This window comes from Dorea phocaeensis (genome assembly GCF_900240315.1).
GTDB lineage: Bacteria > Bacillota > Clostridia > Lachnospirales > Lachnospiraceae > Dorea_B > Dorea_B phocaeensis.
In genome coordinates this window covers 72,826-95,098 of sequence record NZ_OEPZ01000003.1, presented here as the reverse complement: position 1 = coordinate 95,098, position 22,273 = coordinate 72,826, and the positions used below count along the sequence as shown (strand labels likewise).

10 protein-coding genes are annotated in these 22,273 nt (G+C 42.6%); 9 read left to right on the top strand and 1 reads right to left on the bottom strand.

The genetic code is table 11. From position 1 onward, the window contains the following. The first annotated feature begins 37 nt into the window (after nucleotides 1-37). The 7 genes from C0979_RS07485 (at nucleotide 38) to C0979_RS12455 (ending at nucleotide 12,812) form a co-directional block, all read left to right on the top strand. Nucleotides 38-340 (top strand): DUF4315 family protein, encoded by a 303-nt coding sequence (locus tag C0979_RS07485; RefSeq protein ID WP_101695382.1) that lies wholly within the window; start codon nucleotides 38-40, stop codon nucleotides 338-340. Beyond that, complete coding sequence (locus tag C0979_RS07480) at nucleotides 294-1,724, top strand: CD1107 family mobile element protein (protein ID WP_330403470.1); 1,431 nt, start codon at nucleotides 294-296, stop codon at nucleotides 1,722-1,724. Before C0979_RS07485 ends, C0979_RS07480 begins: the two co-directional genes overlap by 47 nt. Further along, complete coding sequence (locus tag C0979_RS07475; protein ID WP_101695381.1) at nucleotides 1,725-3,797, top strand: DNA topoisomerase 3; 2,073 nt, start codon at nucleotides 1,725-1,727, stop codon at nucleotides 3,795-3,797. Between the two features lie 69 nt (nucleotides 3,798-3,866). Further along, complete coding sequence (locus tag C0979_RS07470) at nucleotides 3,867-10,160, top strand: SpaA isopeptide-forming pilin-related protein (RefSeq protein ID WP_101695380.1); 6,294 nt, start codon at nucleotides 3,867-3,869, stop codon at nucleotides 10,158-10,160. A gap of 85 nt (nucleotides 10,161-10,245) precedes the next feature. Further along, on the top strand, nucleotides 10,246-10,386 hold the full coding sequence (locus C0979_RS12005) for a hypothetical protein (protein WP_170962603.1): 141 nt from the start codon (nucleotides 10,246-10,248) through the stop codon (nucleotides 10,384-10,386). A 6-nt stretch (nucleotides 10,387-10,392) separates the two neighbouring features. Next, complete coding sequence (locus tag C0979_RS07465) at nucleotides 10,393-11,481, top strand: DUF5688 family protein (RefSeq protein ID WP_055156947.1); 1,089 nt, start codon at nucleotides 10,393-10,395, stop codon at nucleotides 11,479-11,481. 68 nt (nucleotides 11,482-11,549) lie between these two features. Continuing rightward, complete coding sequence (locus tag C0979_RS12455) at nucleotides 11,550-12,812, top strand: hypothetical protein (protein WP_242962671.1); 1,263 nt, start codon at nucleotides 11,550-11,552, stop codon at nucleotides 12,810-12,812. On the opposite strand, the gene C0979_RS07455 is transcribed toward C0979_RS12455, so the two are convergent. Further along, a complete protein-coding gene (locus C0979_RS07455; RefSeq protein ID WP_023923792.1) occupies nucleotides 12,807-14,363 on the bottom strand; it encodes a MarR family transcriptional regulator in 1,557 nt (518 codons plus the stop codon). The genes C0979_RS12455 and C0979_RS07455 overlap by 6 nt on opposite strands. A 135-nt stretch (nucleotides 14,364-14,498) precedes the next feature. Here C0979_RS07455 and C0979_RS07450 point away from each other — a divergent pair, with 135 nt between their 5' ends. Next, complete coding sequence (locus C0979_RS07450; protein WP_430393955.1) at nucleotides 14,499-15,686, top strand: IS701 family transposase; 1,188 nt, start codon at nucleotides 14,499-14,501, stop codon at nucleotides 15,684-15,686. A 20-nt stretch (nucleotides 15,687-15,706) separates the two neighbouring features. Then, nucleotides 15,707-22,207 carry a helicase-like domain-containing protein gene (locus tag C0979_RS07445; RefSeq protein WP_242962670.1) on the top strand — a complete coding sequence of 2,167 codons (6,501 nt, stop codon included), beginning with the start codon at nucleotides 15,707-15,709 and terminating at the stop codon, nucleotides 22,205-22,207. Nucleotides 22,208-22,273 lie beyond the last annotated feature (66 nt).

Sequence of the window (22,273 nt, the reverse complement as noted above, 5' to 3'; positions counted from 1 at the left end):
AAGGGCGGCTGCATCAGCCGTCCGGAAAGGAGAAGCGATGAAAAGTCTTGAAAAAGCAACGGCAGATTATGAGAAAGCCAAGGAAAAAATGGAAGCATCCAAAGCCAGATATGAAGCAGATTTAAAGCGTTTCAAGGCTGCGGAGATTGCAAAAACAGAAGCGGAAAATCTGGAAATTGTAAAAATTATCCGTGCAATGGATATGAGTATTCCGGAATTGGAAGCTTTCAAAAAGAGAATGAAAAATGGACTGCCCGGCAGGGTAGAAATACAGAAGGAGGAAACAAAAGCCGATGATGAATCTGGAAAAAATGAAACAGAAGAAGAGAACAATTACTAAAAGCAGGGTAAAAAAGAGCCTGCTTGCAGCAACGACATTTCTTTGCCTGACAACACCTTTGCTCCAGACACAGACTGCTTATGCAGCTGAGAATACCACACCTGCAATCACGATTGAGAAACCGGATGGCTGGAAACAGGGAGAAACAACCATTGCTGTTACGGTAGATGCTAGCCATATGCCGGAAGGTTTCTCAATAGCAAAGATTGAAGCAAAAGCAGGAAAAGATGGAAGCTGGCAGGATGTAACCGGAAGCGGAAGTATCACGATCACTGGAAATCAGACAGTGTATGTGCGTGTGACAGATGGTGAGGGGAAGGTCTATGAGCAGAATCGCTCTATTAAGTGTTATGACACGGAAAAGCCGACACTCTCTGCTTCTCTGACAGATGGTGTGCTGACGATTCAGGGGAATGATACAGTATCCGGGATTACTGCGGTAACCGTCAATGGCACCACTTATACAGACTTGAAGGATGGAATGCTGAGAGTGCAACTGACACAGAAAGATTTTACAACAAAACAGATTGAAATCACGGCAACAGATGGTGCCGGAAATACTTCTGAGAAATATGTACTGCAGAATCCTTATTATGAATGGGCAAAGAAGCAGGCAGAAAAACAGAAATCTTCCAGTGACAGCAATGGTGCAATGGCAACTACGACCAGTGCAGATGCAATGGGGACTGAAAAAACAACGACTTCTCCGCTTCCGCAGGATGCACAGGCTTCTGAGCCGACAGATGCAAAAGGGACCGTGGATGATCGGACAGTAACAGGTATTGAGAAACAGCTTAATAAAGAAGGCGAGACGGCAGAATCCGTTACAAAAACAGCTACGGAAGGAACAAAAGAGTTTTATACCATTTCAACGAAGAGTGGTAAGATTTTCTATCTGATTATTGACAATTCAAAATCTCAGGATAATGTGTATTTCCTTACCGAAGTCAGTGAGAAAGATCTGATGAACTTCACACTTTCTGATTCAGTGACACTTCCGGAAGTGGATACGGTTTATGCAGAACCAGAGAAAAAAGCAGAGGAAGAAAAACCGGAAACGACAGAGTCAGCTGAGAAAGATAAGGTAGAGGATGATATTCAGATGCCGGAAGATAAAAGTCCATTCGGAACGTATCTTTTGATTGCACTGGTTGCAGTCGGAGCTGCGGCAGGAGGATATTATTTCAAAGTCTATAAACCAAAGCATGAATATGATGACGAAGATGAGATGGAAGAGGATGAAGATGAATCCGAAGATTCAGAGTCAGAAAAACGGGAAGTAGACGATGCAGATGAGCAGGAAGAAAGTGCAGAACCGGAAATCCTGAGAGATGAAGATTTTAATGATGATGTACTGGAAGATGAAGAAGAGGAGCAGGAGTAAATGAAATTAGTGATTGCAGAAAAGCCATCGGTTGCGATGGCACTGGCTTCCGTGCTTGGAGCCAGAACAAGAAAAGATGGCTACGTGGAGGGAAACGGTTATATCGTTTCCTGGTGCGTAGGACATCTGGTTGGATTATGCGATGCATCGGAATACGATGAAAAATATAAAAAATGGAGATATGAAGATCTGCCGATTGTGCCGGAATGCTGGAGACACAAGATTTTGGAGGGCACAAAGAAGCAGTTCGGAATCTTGAAAAAACTGATGAGAGATTCCAAAGTAGATGAAGTGATCTGTGCTACTGATGCAGGACGTGAAGGAGAGTTAATCTTTCGTTTGGTGTATGAGCAGGCAGGATGCAAAAAGCCGATGAAGCGGCTCTGGATCTCTTCTATGGAAGAACAGGCAATTAAAGATGGATTTGCGTCATTAAAAGACGGTTCGTGTTATGACAGTCTCTATCAGTCAGCACTTTGCAGGGCAAAGGCAGACTGGCTGGTGGGAATCAATGCGAGCCGTCTTTTTTCCGTTCTGTATAACCAGAATCTGAAAGTTGGAAGAGTACAGACACCAACACTTGCCATGATCGTGGATCGAAATCAGAAGATCAAGGAATTTACCAAAGAAAAATATTATATGGCTCATATCAAGTTTGACGATATGGATGCGGTCACAGAGCATTTTCAGAAAAAAGAAGATGCAGATAGAGTGGCTGCGGACTGTATGGAGCGTATGTGCGAAGTGGAGAAGGATGATGTGAAAGAGAAAACGGTTCGCCCTCCAAAACTCTATGATCTGACCACTCTGCAGAGGGAAGCAAACAGAATGTTTGGCTATACCGCTCAGCAGACATTGGATGCCGTGCAGGAGATGTATGAGCAGAAGCTTGTTACTTATCCGAGAACAGACAGCCAGTATCTGACAGATGAGATGGGAGAAAGCACAGAAACTCTGATTCAGATGTTGCTTGGGAAAATGCCCTACGCCGAAGGGCTGGAATATCAGCCGGACGTGAGTAAGGTATTAAATTCAAAGAAAGTATCTGATCACCATGCAATTATCCCGACCATGGAAGTAGCAAAGGCAGATATAGGTAAACTGAAAGAACGAAACTGCAAGATTTTGTATCTGATCAGTGCCAGGGTACTGACAGCAACCGCAGATCCTTATATTTATGAAAGCCATAAATGCCAGATTACCTGTAATTATCATACGTTTTATCTCACGGCAAAGAAAACAAAGCAGGAAGGATTCAAGTCGATCGAAAATAAATTGAAACAGTTCTTTGGCGTAAAGAGTGAAAAAGAAGAGCCGGAGCTGGATATCTGGGATGGCAAGCATTACGGTCCTTGTGATTCTTTTGTATCGGAGCATTTTACACAGCCACCGAAACAGTACACAGAAGATACCCTGCTTTCTGCGATGGAACGTGCAGGAAATGAAGAGCTGACCGAAGATACAGAAAAGAAAGGACTTGGCACACCGGCAACAAGGGCAGCAATCATTGAAAAACTGATTCAGTCTGGTTTTGTGAAAAGGGAAAAGAAAAATCTGGTGCCGACAGATGATGGCAATGTCCTGATTACGGTTCTGCCGGATGAGATTAAATCTCCGAAGATGACAGCAGAGTGGGAAATGGCATTGAATCACATTGCCCAGAATACAGAGACAGCAGATGAATTCCTAAATGGGATTACAGAGCTGATGCAGGAACTGGTTGCCAGATATCAGGGGATTTCAGAAGAAAAGAAAGAGCAGTTTCAGGGAAAAGCAAAAGGAGAAGTCATTGGCAAATGTCCCCGCTGTGGAGCAGATGTCAGGGAAGGAAAAGTAAATTTTTACTGTTCTGACCGGAACTGTGCTTTTGCCTTATGGAAGAATGATAAATTCCTTGCAAGCCAGGGAAAAAAGATGGATAAGGCGGCAGCAAAGAAGTTCCTGTCTAAAGGAAAAATCCATTATAAGGATCTGTTATCCAGAAAAACAGGGAGACAGTATGAAGCAACCGTGGAGATGGTTGATCCCGGCGAGGGAAATGTGCAGTTCAATCTGAGTTTCCCGCAACGATAAGCAGTGTATTGCAGGCAGTCTAAGGACTGTCTGTTTTAATACAAATATTATGAAAGAGAGGACCTTAGCATGAAGAAAAAAGGTAATTTTAGAAAAGTAGTATCTGGCTTGCTGGCAGGCATGACAATGCTAAGTACAGTGTTATCTCCGATGACAGCATATGCAGCGGAGATCCAGCCAGAGAAAAAACCGCCACTTTATGAGGACGTGAAAGACCTTCTGGATGAAGATGAGGTGGTGACTGCCAAAGATTATGAAATCGAAACAGGCAGTGTATTTGATGTGAAATCAGATTACACAGGACTGGAAATCAAGGATGATAACAAGGTCAAAGTCACATTCGAGGAAGCAAAGAACGACAAGGATGAGGATTTTACGACAGATCATGCGGACACTTACAAAGCGGTCTATTATGTGGAACCGGTAAATCAGGAGCATCCGAAGTACCAGATCAGCCGAAAACTGATTGTGCGTGAGAAAGCAACAGAAGCTCAGACAGAGGTGGCAGGGAGTGAAGCAGTGACCGAATCCGAAAAAGCTGTAAGTGAACAGCAGACAGAGGAAGCGGAGGATTCCGAAGCAGACTCGGAGGTTACCGATATTGACGCTGATGAATTTGATGATTTGGTAGAGCAGGCACAGAACCAGGATACCTATGATGAAGAATCAGGGTTAGAGCTTCATGATGTTTTGGAACAGGCAGGAGACGAAGGTGTGGATCTTGATTCTATGGAAGAAGGAGAGATTGCAACATTTGAAGCAGTTTCAGCTTATTCAGCAAGAAGTACACAGCAGGTAACAATTGAAAAAGGACCACTGTATAGATATGCAGATTATAATCTTGGAACCTACCTGACAGAGCCGTACTATATCAGCTACGGAAGCGTCAGAGCAATTGCGTATTGTGTACAGCCAGCAAAGCCAGGACCTGGATCTGGAAATTATACAATTACAAAGATTGGAGACAATCAGGCGTTAGCAAAAGTGTGCTATTACGGTACAGATGCCGCAGGAAGTGAAAGCTTTTTTGCAAATAAATACACGGATTTTTCAGAAGGAAAAAGATTCATCATTATTCATATGGCTGCATCATATGCCAACGGAAGTAGTGATGCCTTTTACGGAACAAATGCTACAGGAGAGGCTTTGGCAAAAGAACTCTATAATTATTGTGTGAATAAGCCGGAAATACCAGATGTAGCGATGTCATTTTCAAAGCCGAATGTAAAAGCTTATGTAGATGGAAATGTTCAGAGAACGGAGAACATTCAGTTCAACGCATCTTCCCAGCAGAAAATCACAATGGACTTACCAAAAGGAGTAAAGCTCCATAATGTATCTACTGGAACCGTAAGTGCGGCAGGTGCAAGCGTAACAATTGGAGGAGGAACCACGTTTTATCTTTCAGCGCCTCTGACACAGACAAAAGATGTAAGCGCTACTTTTTCTGCAAAAATGAAGGGAAGTATTACAAAAGATTATTCAGCATATAAACTGACTACGAATGCAAGTGTTCAGGATCTGGCATTTGTGTTTGGAGAAGGTGTCGCTGATGAAAAATATGTAAGCTTAAAGGTGTCCTGGATTGAACAGGCTACGATTGAAATCGTAAAGAAAGACGACACGGCGGATGTTAATCTTGCGGGTGCAGTATTCGGTATATACAGCGATGAGTCTTGCACAAAACTGATCACTCAGATGCCGGCAACAGATAAGAATGGAAAATCTTCTGTTACGATCATCAAGACACAGGATACTGTTTATCTGAAAGAGATCATAGCACCACAGGGATATGTGGTAAATGCAACGGCAACAAATGTAAAACTGGTAGCAAGTAAGACCTCAGCTGTAACCGTGGAAAATAAGGAACAGCTGGCAGAGCTTACCATTTACAAAGAAGGACAGGTGCTTACCGGAGCAGATGTCAGTGAGAATGGAACGGTATTCCAGTATGAAAACCGCAGACAGAAAAATGCAGTATATAACGTGTATGCCGGAGCAGATATCGTAACTGCTTATGGCACAAAAGTGTACAGCAAAGGGGACCTTGTAAAAGAAAATCTGACAACAGGTGAGAATGGTTCTGTTACACTGAAGAACCTGCATCTTGGATGCTATGTGGTGAAAGAAGCAAAAGCACCGGACAATTTCTATAACGGCAGCGAAGAAAAGCCAGTGACTCTGACCTATGCCGGACAGAATAAAGAAGTTGTATTTGCAGATGTGACTTTTAACAACGAGAGACAGAAAGCAGATGTTTCCGTAGTAAAACAGGATAAAGATACCAAGAAACCACTGAATGGCGGTATTTTTGCTCTATATGCATCCGATGATATTAGAAATGCAGACGGAACCGTTGTTGTGAAAAAAGGAACATTGATTGAGAAAGCAACTACTGGAGCAGATGGAACTGCAAAATTCACAGCAGATCTTCCGATTGGATATTCCTATTCTGTAAAAGAAGATCAGGCGCCGGAAGGCTATGTAAGAAATACAGAAGATGTGTATACGTTTAAGTTTTCTTATACCAATGATAAAGAAGCAACCGTATCATTTGCCCATACCTTCAGCAATGACCGTGTGACAGCAAAGATCAATTTATTCAAAGTTGATAAAGAGACAGGAAAAGCAGTACCACAGGGAGATGCCACACTGAAAGGTGCAGTTTATGGTCTGTATGCCCGTGAAGATATCGTGCATCCGGATGGAGCAACTGGAACTATTTATAAAGCAGGAGAACAGGTAGCTTCTCTTACAACCGATGACAAAGGACAGGCTTCTGTAAATGGCTTATATCTTGGCAAATATTATATCAAAGAGATCACACCGCCGACCGGATACCTGGCAGATACAGAAGAGCATGATCTTACGTGCAGTTATGAAGGAGATATGACAGCAGAAGTGAAAAGAGAGTGCACTTCCAGTGAGCAGGTCATCAAACAGCCATTTCAGATCATCAAAGCAGCCAACAATGGAAAGACCGATGCAGATCTGTTATCCGGAGCTGGATTTACAGTTTATCTGAAATCTTCCCTTACAAAGAAAGCAGATGGAAGCTATGATTTTGATTCTGCCAAACCAGTAGTGAGTGGAGAAAATGGAGCAACTGAGATTTTCACAGATGAAAAAGGGTATGCCTGCAGTATTCCATTACCATTTGGAAGCTATATCGTGCGTGAAACTACAACACCGCACAATTACAAGCCAGTCGATGATTTTGAAGTGAATATCACAGAACATCATCCAAACGAGCCACAGATCTGGCGAGTGCTTCTGGATGAAGAGTTTAAGGCAAAACTGAAAATCGTGAAAAAAGACGATGAAACAAAGAAATCTGTATTGATTGCCGGAACAGAATTTAAGGTATATGACCTGGACAACAAGAAGTATGTGGAGCAGGTAACAACTTACCCAGTGACAACTACTCACAAGTCCTATTTTACGGACAGCCAGGGATATCTGATCATGCCGAAGAATCTGAAGATCGGACATTACCGGATTGAGGAAGTCAACGCACCGGAAGGGTACACAATCAATAAGAACTATGTAGAGATTGCGGTGGATGCAAATACAGCATACCAGATGGATTCTGAGAGCGGAGATGCCATTATTACGGTAGACTACGAGAACCATCCGGTAAAAGGAAAGCTGACGATCTATAAAAAAGGTGAGATGCTGACCGGATTTAAAAAGGACTTTGTTTATGAAGAAAGATACCTGAAGGGTGCATCATTTCATGTCTATGCAGCTGAAAATATCTATACACCGGATTATCAGAAAGATGAAAACGGAAACAGACAGCTGATCTATGCAAAAGATGCACTGGTAACAACGGTAACGACCGGGGAAGACGGAAAAGCAGTTGCTGATAATCTGCCGCTTGGTTCTTACTATGTAGTAGAAAAGACTGCACCGGAAGGATTTGTCCTGAACCATGACAGATCGGATGTCGCATTTGTCTATGCAGATCAGGATACACCTGTAATCGAACAGGAAGTGACTGTTGGCGATGACCGCCAGAAAGTTGTAATCCAGGTAGAAAAACAGGATGCAGAAAATGGTGCAACCGTAGCAGGAGCTGTCTTTGGTATCTATAACAAAGCGGATATTAAGGCAGATGGAAAAGTGATCGTGAAAGCAGACACACTCTTACAGGAAATGACTTCTGATAACGATGGTCTTGCAACATGTACGCTGGATCTGCCACTTGGACAGTATTATGTGAAAGAGTTAAAAGCACCGGCGGGATTTGTATCCTCTGATGAAGTTCTGAATCTGGATGCTTCTTACCAGGGACAGGATGTGAAGACAGTAAAACTGAAAACAGTGAAAAAGAACCAGCCGACAACAGTAGAAATTACAAAATCTGATGTAACAACAGGTGTGGAACTGGATGGAGCAAAACTCACTGTTCTTGATAAAGAAGGAAATGTTGTGGATCAGTGGACTTCTGTAAAAGATCAGCCACATGTGATCAAACGACTGACAGTTGGAGAGGAATACACTCTTCGTGAGGAAATGGCACCGTATGGATATCTGAAAGCAACGGATGTGAAGTTCACGCTGGAAGATAGAGCCGAGATTCAGAAAGTAGAGATGAAAGATGAAGTTCCAACAGGACTTCTGATCATCAACAAAAATGGAGAATTTCTGGATAAGATAACACTTCTGGATCATGTAAAAGGTACCGTGGAGCATCTCTTTGAGTATGTAACCGGAAGCCTTTCAGATGTGACGTTCGATGTATTTGCTGCGGAAGATATCAAAGCGGCAGATGGTGTCAGTGAAGATTATTTCAAAGCAGATGAAAAAGTGGGAACCATTACCACAGATTCCAATGGTATTGCACAGATGGGAGATCTCCCGGCTGGAAAATACTATGTGAAGGAAGTGAAAACAGCCCATGGTTATGTGCTGGACAAAGAGCCGAGATATGTTGACCTTTCCTACCGTGATCAGGACACACCAGTCATCACTTATGATGAGAAATGGCAGAATGCCCGTCAGAAAGTAAAGGTTACGGTTCTGAAGAAAGAAAAAGATACAGACCGTGTTCTTGCAGGTGGTGTCTTCGGTCTTTATACCAGTGAAGATATCAAAAATGCAAAGGGCGAGGTACTTCTTGAGAAAGACAGTCTGATCGAGCAGCGGGTAACGGATGAAAAAGGACAGATTATTTTTACGGCAGATCTTCCGGTAGACGGAAAATACTATGTGAAAGAAATCTTTGCGCCGGACGGATTTGTTACAACAGAAGAAGTACAGGAATTTACCTTTGAATATGCCGGAGAAGACCAGGCAGAAGTAAGCTACGACTTTACTTTTGAAAATCAGCCAACCACAGTGGAGCTGTCCAAAACAGACCTGACAACAGGTAAAGAACTTCCAGGTGCACACCTGAAAGTAACGGATTCAGATGGCAATACAGTAGATGAATGGACTTCTACGGAAGAATCCCATGTGATCAAAGAACTGGTTGTTGGTAAGAAATACACCATGACAGAGACAAAACCGGCAGATGGATATGTCACTGCAGAAAGTATTACTTTCACAGTAGAGAATACAGCAGAGGTTCAGAAGCATGAGATGAAAGATGATGTGACAAAAGTAGAGATCAGTAAGACTGATATCACAGGAGAAACTGAGATTCCAGGTGCGAAACTGACGATTCTCGATAAGGATGATCAGGTAGTAGAGAGCTGGACTTCCACAGAGGAAGCACACTATATCGAAAAACTTCCAATCGGTAAATATACCTTACGTGAAGAGCAGGCACCGAAAGGATATATTCTGACATCGGATGTTAGTTTTGAAGTAAAGGATACTGGAGAGATCCAGAAAGTAGCTATGAAAGATGACACTGCCAAGGGAAAAGTGATTCTCAATAAGACAGATAAATCATCAGGAGAACCGCTGAAAGGGGTAGAATTTGAACTTCGTGACAGCAAAGGAAAAGTTCTGGAAACCTTAAAGACAGATGCTGCCGGTCATGCAGAAAGTAAGCTGTATGAGATTGCCACATTTAAGAACGGCAAATATGATACCGCTATCAAGTATTATCTGGTGGAAACAAAGACACTGGACGGATACACACTGGATCAGACCAAGCATGAAGTGACATTTGCCTATGCAGATGACAGTACACCGGTTGTAGAAGTTACCTTTAATCTGACAAATGAGAAACCGGAAGTTCCAGAAACACCGAAAACACTGGATACACCACAGTCCCATGAAGAGACAAAGGTATCAAATGCACCGAAAACAGGTGACAGCACGAATATTTGGCTGCCGATTCTTCTTCTGGTAATCTCCACAGGAGGTATGGCAGGACTTTATATCAGAAAAAAGAAAAACAGAAAATAGTAAAGTAATTAATTTGTAGTAAAGGGGGGCCCTGAATCAGGGCTCCCTTTTCAATACAACTAATGAAAGAAAGGAACAGAAAACTATGATGAAAACAATGGTAAAAAGACAGGAAGCAAAAAAGAACCAGGAGAAAACTTTAAAGAGAATGATGGCTTATCAGAAGAAAGCCGAGCAGATGGTCAGCAGAAAAAGAGTGAACCATCACATGATCAGAAAGGGGTAAAAGCGTATGATGAACAGAAAAGAATTTTATGAATATGTCAAAGACAATGTAAAGGAGTATCTGCCAGAGTCTTATAAGGACGCAGAAATTAAACTGCAGGAAGTAGAAAAAAACAACGGTTTGAAGCTGACAGGTATTACGATTCCAAACGGAGATCAGAGAATCGTACCGACAGTCTATCTGGATTCCCTCTACCAGGAATATATCCATGGAAAAGATGTAGACTCTTGTGTTAGCGATGTGGCTGATATGCGTATTGAGGCACAGGGAAAAGCAGAATTTTTTGATATGGGAGTTCCAGATATTCTGGATTATGAAAAGATGAAGGACAAATTACAGATGAGAATTTGTGATAAGGAATGGAATACCGATCTTCTTGCAGATAAAGTAGTCACAGAACACGGAGATTTTGCAGCTTATTATGCAGTAAATCTGGAGGAAAATGGAGAAGGGATCAGCAGTATTCCGGTAACTGTTTCTCTGATGAACGAGTGGGGAGTATCTGCCGAACAGATTCTAGCGGATGCGATGGTGGCAGACCGAAAACGTGGTGTCACACTTATGGATATGAATGAGATTATCAAATCTATGATTTTTGGTGAAGAACCAGAAAACCTGCTGAATGAAAAAATGGATATGGAAGCCATGGAAAACCCAATGTTCTGTCTGACAAACAAAGCTAAGATGAATGGAGCTTCCCTGTTACTGCAGGAAGATATTCGTAAACAGATTGGGGAATGCCTGGGAAGTGATTACTTTGTCATCCCATCTTCCATTCATGAAGTGCTGATTCTTCCTGATAACGGCATTTTTCAGGTTCCGGAATTAAATGCGATGGTACAGGAAGTCAATGAGACAAAGGTGGAGAGACAGGAGCAGCTTTCCGATAAAGTTCAGTTTTGTGATGGGAAAACGGCAGTTATGGAAAATGCTGAGCGTAGGGAAGCTCGTTTGGAGAAAGAAAAAGCAGCCGAAAAAGCGGAAGTAAAAGGTGGAATCCATGGAAGACTGGAGAAAGCTAAGGCAGAAATCAAGGCAAAAGAGGGAGACAAAGTGCCAAAGAATAAGTCAAAAGAGCTTGCCACAGCATTATAAAGAGTAACAACGATGATTTTAAGGGGACTGTGCTAAGCAGTCCCTGATTTTATGAAAAGGAGTAGCGCATGGCAAATAAATTATATGCAATGGAACAGCTGACGGAAGAGGTGGCAAAAGATGTAGCTGCCAGTCCGCAGGAATGGATGCGGTTCCTAAACACTGCATCCAGACTGTACAAATACACTTTTCCAGAACAGCTTTTAATTTATGCACAGCGACCGGAAGCAACTGCCGTAGCATCCATGGAAATCTGGAATCAGAAGATGTACCGCTGGATCAAAAAGGGATCCAAAGGGATTGCCTTGATTGACAATACTTCCGGACCGAAAACGAAACTTCGGTATGTATTTGATGTGCAGGACACTTATAAAGTGCGGAATCTTGGAAAGGATCCTCAGTTATGGAATCTTCCGGTGGAAGGAGAACAGCTGGTGGCAGATTATCTGCAGGAGCAGTTATCACTGGAAGATACAGAAGGAGGACTTGCTGAAAGTCTGCATCAGGCAGCGAAGGAGAGTATGCAAGAATGGCTTCCAGATGCATTGGAAGAACTGAGACTGGACGTAACAGGGACATTTCTGGAAGAACTGGACGAACAGAATCAGGAAGTCGAATTTCGGGAACTGATGACCAATAGTGTCTGGTATGTATTACTAAACCGGTGTGGACTGGATGCACAGGAATATCTGGATGCAGAGGATTTTCGGCATATTACGGACTTTAATCAGCTGATAGTATTAGGACATCTGGGAAGTGCAGTCAATGAGATCAGCAGACCAGTCCTGATGCAGATTGGACGATATGTGCTGAATAATCTGGAAAATGACCTGAAAACGGTTGCAAAAGAAAAAGAAGTAGTCTATAATGAATTTAACACGTTAATGCGTGAAAACAGTACAAATAAAACAGAAGATAGAGAAGAAAATAAGGAGGAAACAGACTATGAGAGAGATCACTTACAGCCAGAACGGAGAGTATCAGATTCCAGATATCAGCCTGGAAGAGACGAGAGGAACCATCGGGAAGTATGGAATGATGAGGAAAGAGTATCTGAGAAATCACAAGGTAGCAAGGTTCAACATTCTGACTCTGCAGAACCGTCTGGACAGTCATCTGATGGAGATCGACAGTCAGGCAAGACAGAGAGTAGACAACCTGATGAACGAACTTCTGGAGAAAGATCCGGCACCGGACAAGATGGCAGACACAATGGCGTGGACCAGACACATGAACCAGATCAAAGCACAGGCAGAGGAACTGGTGATTCAGGAGATTATTTACAGTTAAGCCTGTTCCCAACAGAAGAGGAACAGTTAGGCCACTTATAAATGATTTTCTACGCAAAATGGCAAAATTTCGGCATCAGGAAAATCAAGACGTAAGGCCGGAACAAGGATAAGGTTTTTTATCGATAAACCAGCAGCTATGATCTCTTTTCCAAGAGCCGTTATCAAATATTTATAGGATCCTGGGATTTTTTCAATCAGTCCATGGACTTTCAGACGTTTAAAGATCCTTGTCATGGCAGACGGAGTGATTTTCGGAAGATGCTGGCGGATCTGTTTTCCTTGTATCCCGAATGTCATGTATTCCCCTTTGCTGATGGCTTCCAGTACAGACAGATCACGGGAATCAAAAAAGTTGAATCCGCGATAGGTTCGTTCCTTTTCCCTCCGGGAATGACTGACTTCATCCAATTTCTTCCTGCCGCTGCTGTGATCATCAAAGGATGAGATAAATTCAAGATATCTGTAATTCGCAGATTTCAGGATTGTGAATAACTGATATAAACTGTAAATACTCTTTTTTAAAGGGGCTTTCCGAATATCGGATGTTCCATCCCTATGCTGAACTTCCCGCTCCACACGGAACGTACTGATATCATTGCAGGTGCTTTCAATTCGCAGTACACAGCCAAACTTGTCATACATTTTTATGGACACATCACCCATGTGGTGCTTGATCCTCGTTCCGAGGATGCGCTGATTATAGTTTGTGCCAATCTCTTTGGTACAGTTATAAGTGATTCGCTGTCCAAGGAAAGTGGCGATGTTGTCAGGCTTCACAGTATATATCGCAGTGTGGATGATTTCATCATAGATTGGTGCCAGGTATTCCGGCTTACGGAACATGATATCCGTGGCACATTCGATCTGCTGAACCGTCCAGGTATAACCCAGCCCGAGAGATTCCGGAACGGGACTGTAGCGTCTGGCAAAGACATCGAGAACTTTATGGAGCCCTTGCGGGTTGATACGGTCAGAAAGTTTCTGAGCAGTTTCAATATCGGAGATTTCAAGGAACGCGTTGTCCTGCATTCGGTAAGAAAGCTGTTTTTTGTCAAGCTTATAGGCGAGCAGGTTATGACCGTTCATGTAAAACTGAAGACGGAAAGGCGGCCATGTAGGGACACGAAGATAGCAAAGGCCAAGTTCCCTGTCGATAAAATAGAAATAGTAATGAAGACACTTGCTCTGGTCAAACTTCAGGAAGGTCTTCCCAGTTGTTTTATCATGCCAGGGCCTGTAGGTATTACAGCATTCCATAGCAGAAAAGATATGGATCAGACCTTCCGTTTTTCCGGTTTCGGCAATGATGTTCTGGATGCGGTCATCTTTTCGAAAAGCATGGAGTTTTCGGATGAACTCAATTTCCATTCCATTTTCGTGATCAATCTTTTCCGCATTCTGACGGACCTGTTCCGTAAGGGGCTGGGAGAAACTGGTGGGATAATCAAAAATACGGATACCGTTGAGTTTCATATAGGCAGTCATTGCTTCCGCATGGCTCCAGTTTGGGATATATCCCTGAATGATCATGCGGTCATAACAGGTAATGATGCCATGAATTTTATCAGCGTATTTATCAGTGAGTAACATATAAAAACCCCCTTTTTCTTTAGAATAACTATAAATGAGCAAGTTCGTGATTTTGCATAAAAGAAAGACACCTCGATTCCATGTGTTGTATAATGAAAGTGCCAAAACAAACATTTGCAACATTTACGAAAGAAGGTGTCTCTCGCAAATACTATACATCATTCCTCATTCATATACAACCAGTTTAAAAAATTAAACTTATGCAAATTTTATTCGAACCGAGTAATAAACCATCTTATGAGTATCCTAATCAGTATTTTCATTTCAGGATATCATGGAAAAACCACGGACTTTGCTAAAAACAGTTCCTGCCACAGAACTACGATTGCCCATTTCCTCAATTCCGGAAAATGGGATGATTCCTTACTTTCAGATACGTTAAAATGCTCTGTCATTGAGATTATTTATTCAGAAGCAGCACGCACCGGAAAGCCTGTTCTCTGTATTGTGGACGATACGATCGCTTCAAAGACAAAGCCTTCGTCACAGGCTTTACATCCGATTGAAGATGCGTATTTTCACCAATCCCATTTAAAGGGAAAACAGGATTACGGGCATCAGGCAGTTGCTGTTATGCTTTCCTGCAATGGCATTGTTCTGAACTATGCTTTTGTAATGTACAATAAGTCAATTTCCAAGATTGACATTGTACAAAGCATTGCAAAGGAGCTGCCTGTTCCACCGGTAATGTCCTATTTTCTTTGCGACTGCTGGTATGTTTCTGAAAAGATAATCAATACCTTTGCACAGAGAGGGTTCCATACCATCGGTGCTTTGAAAACAAACCGTTTGCTGTATCCATCGGGAATGAAAAAGAAACTTCGTGAACTGGCCGCCGAATTGTCTGTTACACATCGTGAATTTGACCTTGTGACAGTCAAAAAACGAAACTATTATGTGTACCGGTACGAGGGAAACCTCAACGGCATAGAAAATGCGGTAGTTCTTTTGAGTTATCCGGAAAAAGCATTTGGTAATCCCAAAGCATTGCGTGCTTTCATCAGTACAAACGCAGCCCTGTCTACACAGGAGATTCTTTCCTGGTATGTGTGTCGATGGCCGATTGAAGTATTTTTCCGCCAGTGTAAGGATAAACTGGCACTGGACAGCTATCAGATACGCTCTGCACAGGGAATCAAAAGGTACTGGCTGCTTATGTCACTGGCACATTTCATGTGTGCAGTGGGTACTGGTAGGTTCTGTTCGTTTGAAACTGGATATCACGAAATCTGTGATACCATTCAGCTGGAAAAGTATCGTTATCTTTTTCAATGCGCAAAGGAAAGCAATGATTTTGATTCATTTATGAAATTCGCAGTGTAGTTTTGTGCAATTTTTCAAATTTGCTCATTTATAGTAGAATAACACAAGGGGTAGAAAATAAAAATAACTTTTCCGGTTTATCCGGGTTAGGGGAAATAAGGAAAGCGGCAGCTGCATTAGAACAGCCAGCCGCTTTTCTTATTTCTGATGAAGTGGTAGACGATATTCTCCGAACAGGAAGCGGACAGAAAAATACGCTGTTTCACATTACTGCAAGATTGATTGAGGGTCTGGACAATGAAGAAATGCAAAGCTTCCTGAAAGATGAATATGGCACTGGAGGAAAAGGATTTACCATAGATGGGCAGAAAATCAGTATCTGGTATGACAATGATGGTATCCGTATCCGGCGAGGGGACTCTGCCAGAAGAAACTTTGACCGCATGGTTACGTGGGAAGAAGCAGCGAACAGAATTCGGGATATGTATGAGGATGGAAATTACGTGGATAATTTGATTTCCAATAATGCCATTGAACAGGAGCAGGAAGAAATGACCAATCTTCTTGCACTTCATTTTCGGGATACTTGCAGAAACTGGGAAAAGAAACAATCATATTCAGACTGGCAGGATGTAGTGAGTGGAGCATGGACAGATCAAGAGGAAGCAGATGCGATTGTCTATCGTTTTGAATGGCTGCAGAAATATATGGATGAGAATCCGGGAGATTATCACCGCTGGGAGATTCAGCATAATCCGGAATATTTCCAACGCTTTCAGGATCTTCAGAGGGAGCGTTCCTGGGTAGACCAGAAATTTACGGTCGAACGTCCGGCACTATCCTTTATCACACAGGATGAAATTGACGCAGTGTTAAGAAGAGGCGGCATTACTGCAGGAGGACGTAACCGAATCTATGAGTATTTCATGGAACATCATGATATGAAAGATGCAGCTGAGTTCCTGAAAAATGAGTATGGAACAGGTGGTTCCTCACCCGGAATACCAGGAGCAGATGCTTCCGATGCATCCCATGATGCAAAAGGATTAAAACTTGCAAAAGGGAAAATTGGCAGTCCAGAGGTAGAAGTTTTATTAAAGTGGAACAAGGTTGCAGAACGTGTTCGCCAGTTAATCCGCACAGATGATTATTTGTCACCGGAAGAAATGGAAAAGTACGAAGAACGACAGGAAGCACAAAGACTGGCAGATTTGGAAGAAGCACAGCAGATGTTAGGAGAACAGCTGGAGCAGGATACTTTGACAGCGGAAGATATAACTGATTTGCGACTAGTTGATTCAGAATATATGTCCGGTACCAGAACAAAAATCTATGATTTTGCTTGCAAAGTTAAGGGAGAAGAGAATCGACTTCAATACACATTAGAATATCATGATGATGGAGAAGGTTTCACGATTCATACGGAAAAAGATGATATTTGGGAGCGAATGTCAACACAAGAATTGGAACGTCTGGATGTAAAACTTGGACAAGAAGTACTTTATTATCATTATCACAACAAAACAGTAAATGCGGATACCTTAGATAAATTACGGGAAATCAAGGAAGAAATCATGGAGGAAGAGTCTTCCTATTTTACTGCTATTTCTAAACGTGTGTGGACAGATTATGATAAAAAAGAAAAAGAACTGTCGGGAGAAGTTGAGGTATCGGAAGAAAAAGAATCATTGGAAGAGATTAACGGAATAGCAGAACTGATTCCAGCAACGAACTTCCATATCACAGATGATGAACTTGGACAGGGAACACCGAAGGAGAAATTCCGAGCCAATATTATGGCTATTCAGCTGTTAAAAAAATGTGAGGATGAGAACCGCAATGCGACACCAGAGGAACAGGAAATCTTATCCAGGTACGTCGGCTGGGGAGGTCTTGCAGATGCATTTGATGAGACAAAATCTGCATGGGAGACAGAATATCTGGAATTAAAGACCGTCCTTACACCGGAAGAATATGCTGCAGCCAGAGCTTCCACATTAAATGCTCATTATACACAGCCGATTGTGATTGAAAGTATGTATCAGGTGTTGGAGAATCTGGGATTTACAAAGGGAAATATCCTGGAGCCATCTATGGGAGTCGGGAACTTCTTTGGAAAGCTTCCGGAGAATCTAAACCAGTCCAAACTCTATGGAGTGGAACTGGACAGCATCAGTGGTAGAATTGCTAAACTTCTCTATCCAGATGCCAATATCCAGATCAAAGGCTTTGAGAAGACGGATTATCCCAATGATTTCTTTGACGTGGCAATCGGAAATGTGCCATTCGGTGCATATAAGGTCAATGACCGTCAGTATGACCGCTACAATTTTATGATTCATGATTACTTTCTTGCCAAGACTATAGATCAGTTACGTCCAGGTGGTGTAGCTGCGTTGATCACAACAAAGGGAACTATGGATAAGGCATCACCGCAAGTCCGGAAATATTTGGCAGAGCGTGCAGACTTGCTGGGGGCAATCCGACTGCCGAACACAGCTTTTAAGGCAAATGCAGGAACAGAAGTCAGTGCTGATATTTTGTTTTTCCAGAAGCGTGAGAGTTTCACAAAAGAGATGCCAGACTGGGTGAATTTGGAGAGTGATGCAAAAGGGATTACCATTAACAAGTATTTTGTTCAGCATCCGGGAATGATTCTTGGTGAGATGAAAGAAGTGTCCGGTCCGTATGGTATGGAAACAACCTGTGCTCCAATGGAAGGAGCTGTTCTGGAATTACAGTTACAAGAAGCTGTAAAACACATCAAGGGAAGCATGGTAGCGGCAGTAGATATAGAGGCAGAACTGGATGAGATGCCAGAGAGTATTCCGGCAGATCCGAATGTCCGAAATTACAGCTATACGGTGGTAGATGATCAGGTATATTACCGTGTCAATTCTTTGATGAATCAGGTGAAAATGCCTGCAGCCACTGCAGAACGTGTAAAAGGCATGGTTGCAATCCGTGATACCGTTCGTGAACTGATCGCCATGCAGATGGAAGAATTTGTCACAGACGAAGAAATCCAGAAACAGCAGAAAAAACTGAATCAGGTGTATGATACCTACACAGCAAAGTATGGAGTTATTGGAAGTAATGCTAACAAACGTGCATTTTCTGATGACTCTTCTTATTGTCTGCTGTGTTCCCTGGAAGACTTGAATGAAGATGGAACATTGAAGCGGAAAGCGGACATGTTCACCAAACGAACCATTAAAAAGGCGGTCGCTGTGACAAGTGTGGAGACAGCCACAGAAGCACTTGCTCTGTCCCTAAATGAAAAGGCTCAAGTAGATCTCCCATATATGGCACAGTTGACCGGAAAGACCGAAGAGAAAATCACAGAAGAGCTGGTTGGAGTTATCTTCAAAAATCCACTGACAGACCAGTGGGAAAGCGGAGATGAATATCTCTCCGGAAATGTTAGGGATAAATTAAATATTGCAAGAACTTTTGCAGAGAATCATCCAGAATTCACACCGAATGTGCGTGCATTGGAGGCAGTTCAGCCAAGAGATCTGGAAGCGTCGGAGATTGAAGTGCGTATTGGAGCCACCTGGATTGAACCTTCGGATTATCAGGATTTTATGGTGGAACTGCTTCATACACCGAGGTATCTTGCACAGAAGGAAATACAGGTAAAATTCTCTGAGGTAAATGGTGAGTGGAGGATTACAGGAAAGAACGCCGACAGTCCAAGAAATGCGTTTGCCTATGCAACGTATGGAACGGAGAGAGCAAATGCCTACCGGATTCTGGAAGATACCTTGAATCTAAAAGATGTTAGAATCTATGATAAAGTTGTAAATGAAAATGGGGATGAAGTGCGAGTTTTGAATAAAAAAGAAACTATGTTGGCATCACAAAAGCAGGATGCCTTAAAGGCTGCATTCCAAGATTGGATTTTTAAGGATCAGCAGAGGAGAGAAAGACTGGTAAGCGTGTACAATGAACGTTTTAATAGTATCCGTCCCCGTGAATACGATGGAAGTCATCTGACTTTCCCAGGGATGAATCCGGAAATAGAACTTCGACCGCATCAGAAAAATGCAGTCGCACATCAGCTATATGGTGATAATGTGCTTCTTGCTCATGTGGTAGGTGCTGGGAAGACCTACGAAATGGTAGCGGCGGCAATGGAGAGCAAACGTCTGGGATTATCTCAGAAAAATCTTTTTGTAGTTCCGAACCATCTGACAGAGCAGTGGGGAGCTGAGTTCCTACAGCTATATCCAGGGGCGAACATTCTGGTAGCAACCAAAAAAGATTTTGAACCGGCAAACCGGAAAAAGTTCTGTGCCAGGATCGCTATGGGAAACTATGATGCCATTATTATCGGTCATTCTCAGTTTGAGCGTATTCCAATCTCTGATGAGAAACAAGAAGCCATGCTTCAGAGGCAGATTGATGATCTGGAAATGGCAATCCAGAGTGCAAGATATGAACAGGATGGTGGACGTTATACCGTCAAACAGATTGAAAAGACAAGAAAAACACTGCAGACAAGGCTGGAGAAACTGAATCAGAAAGAGAAAAAAGATCAGGTAGTTACTTTTGAAGAACTGGGAGTGGATCACTTGTATGTAGATGAAGCACACAGCTATAAAAATGCGTTTCTTTATACAAAAATGAGAAACGTAGCCGGGATTGCACAGAACGAAGCACAGAAATCCGCAGATATGTTCAATAAATGTCAGTATCTGGATGAGATTACCGGAGGAAAAGGCATTACCTTTGCTACGGGCACACCAATCAGCAATAGTATGACGGAATTATATGTTATGCAGCGGTATCTGCAGAACAGCAAATTACAAAATATGGGACTTGGACTGTTTGATTCCTGGGCCTCCACCTTTGGCGAGGTAGTCACGAGCATTGAGCTTGCACCGGAAGGAACAGGCTACCGTGCAAAATCAAGATTTGCAAGATTTTATAATATTCCGGAACTGATGAATATGTTTAAGGAGATTGCAGATATCAAGACTTCCGATCAGTTAAAACTTCCTGTGCCGGAAGCAGAATATGAAACAGTGGTGCTGAAACCAACGGAACAGCAGAAAGAAATCGTAGAAAGGCTGGGGGAACGTGCAGAAGTTGTCAGAAGCGGAGGGGTAGATGCCTCAGTTGATAATATGCTGAAAATCACCAATGATGGAAGAAAATTAGCATTGGATCAGCGTTTGGTGAACGAACTATTGCCAGATAATCCAGAAAGCAAAATAGCAGTCTGTGCAGAGAAAAGCTATGAGATCTGGAAAGACACAGCAGCACAGAAATCGGCACAGCTGATTTTTTGTGACTTGAGCACACCGAAAGGTGATGGCAGTTTCAATGTTTATGACGACTTGAAGCAGAAACTGATGGAAAAAGGTGTACCGGAAAAAGAGATTGCATTCATTCATGATGCAAATACAGAAGCAAAGAAGACGGAGTTGTTTGGAAAAGTGAAATCCGGGCAGGTTCGTTTTTTGATTGGTTCGACAGCAAAGATGGGTGCCGGGACCAACGTGCAGGATCGTCTGATTGCGTTGCACCATCTGGATATTGGCTGGAAACCATCTGACTTGGAACAGAGGGAAGGGCGTATTATCCGCCAGGGAAATCATAATAAAAAGGTTCATATCTTCCGATATGTAACAGAATCCACATTCGACAGCTACATGTGGCAGCTGATCGAGAACAAGCAGAAATTCATTTCCCAGATCATGACCAGCAAAGCACCGGTCAGAAGCTGCGAAGATGTGGACGAAGCGGCACTTTCCTATGCAGAGGTTAAAGCACTGGCAACTGGAAATCCGGCAGTAAAGGAGAAGATGGCACTGGACGTGGATGTGGCAAAGCTGAAACTTTTAAAAGCCAATCACATGAATAACCAGTATCGTTTGGAAGATGATATTGTAAGGAATTTTCCGCAACAGATTGCAAAACTGACAGAGATCATTGACAGCTACAAGGCAGACATCGCTCATTTTTCTGAGCATAAAATCACAGATCCAGAGCAGTTTTCTATGGAAATCAGTGGCAAAGTGTTCACAGAAAAGAAAGAGGCAGGTGCGGCACTTCTGGCGGTCTGCAAAGACATTAAGTCTGTAGATGCAGCTATGGACATTGGAAGCTATCAGGGATTTAACATGAGAATCCAATTCGACAGCTGGAGCAAAGAGTTTATCCTGTCTGTAAAGTATGAATCGGTAGCTAAAGTTCGGTTGGGAGCCGATGCTCTAGGAAATATCACTCGTATCAATAATCTTTTGGAAAGTTATCCGGAGAAACTGGCAGAAGCAGAACAACGGCTGGAAACGGTACAGGAGCAGATGGCAAATGCCAAAGAGGAAGTCGGGAAGCCATTTTCAAAAGAAGAGGAACTGAACCAAAAACTGGAGCGGCTATCAGAATTAAATGCACTTCTCAATATGGATGAACGGGAAGATACAGAAACAGAGCAAGCGGAATCAAAAGAGAAAGAAGAAAGACCGGCACGAGGTTCTATCCATGAGAAACTGCAGATTTATAAAGAAAAGAGTCAGCGGGAAAGTGAAACTGGAAAGGAAACTAGAAAACGGGACTTCGGTCTGGAATAAATAAACAGGAAAGATGGCATAATTTGGCAGAAAGAATGTTCTGCCGGTTATGCCATTTTTTAGAAC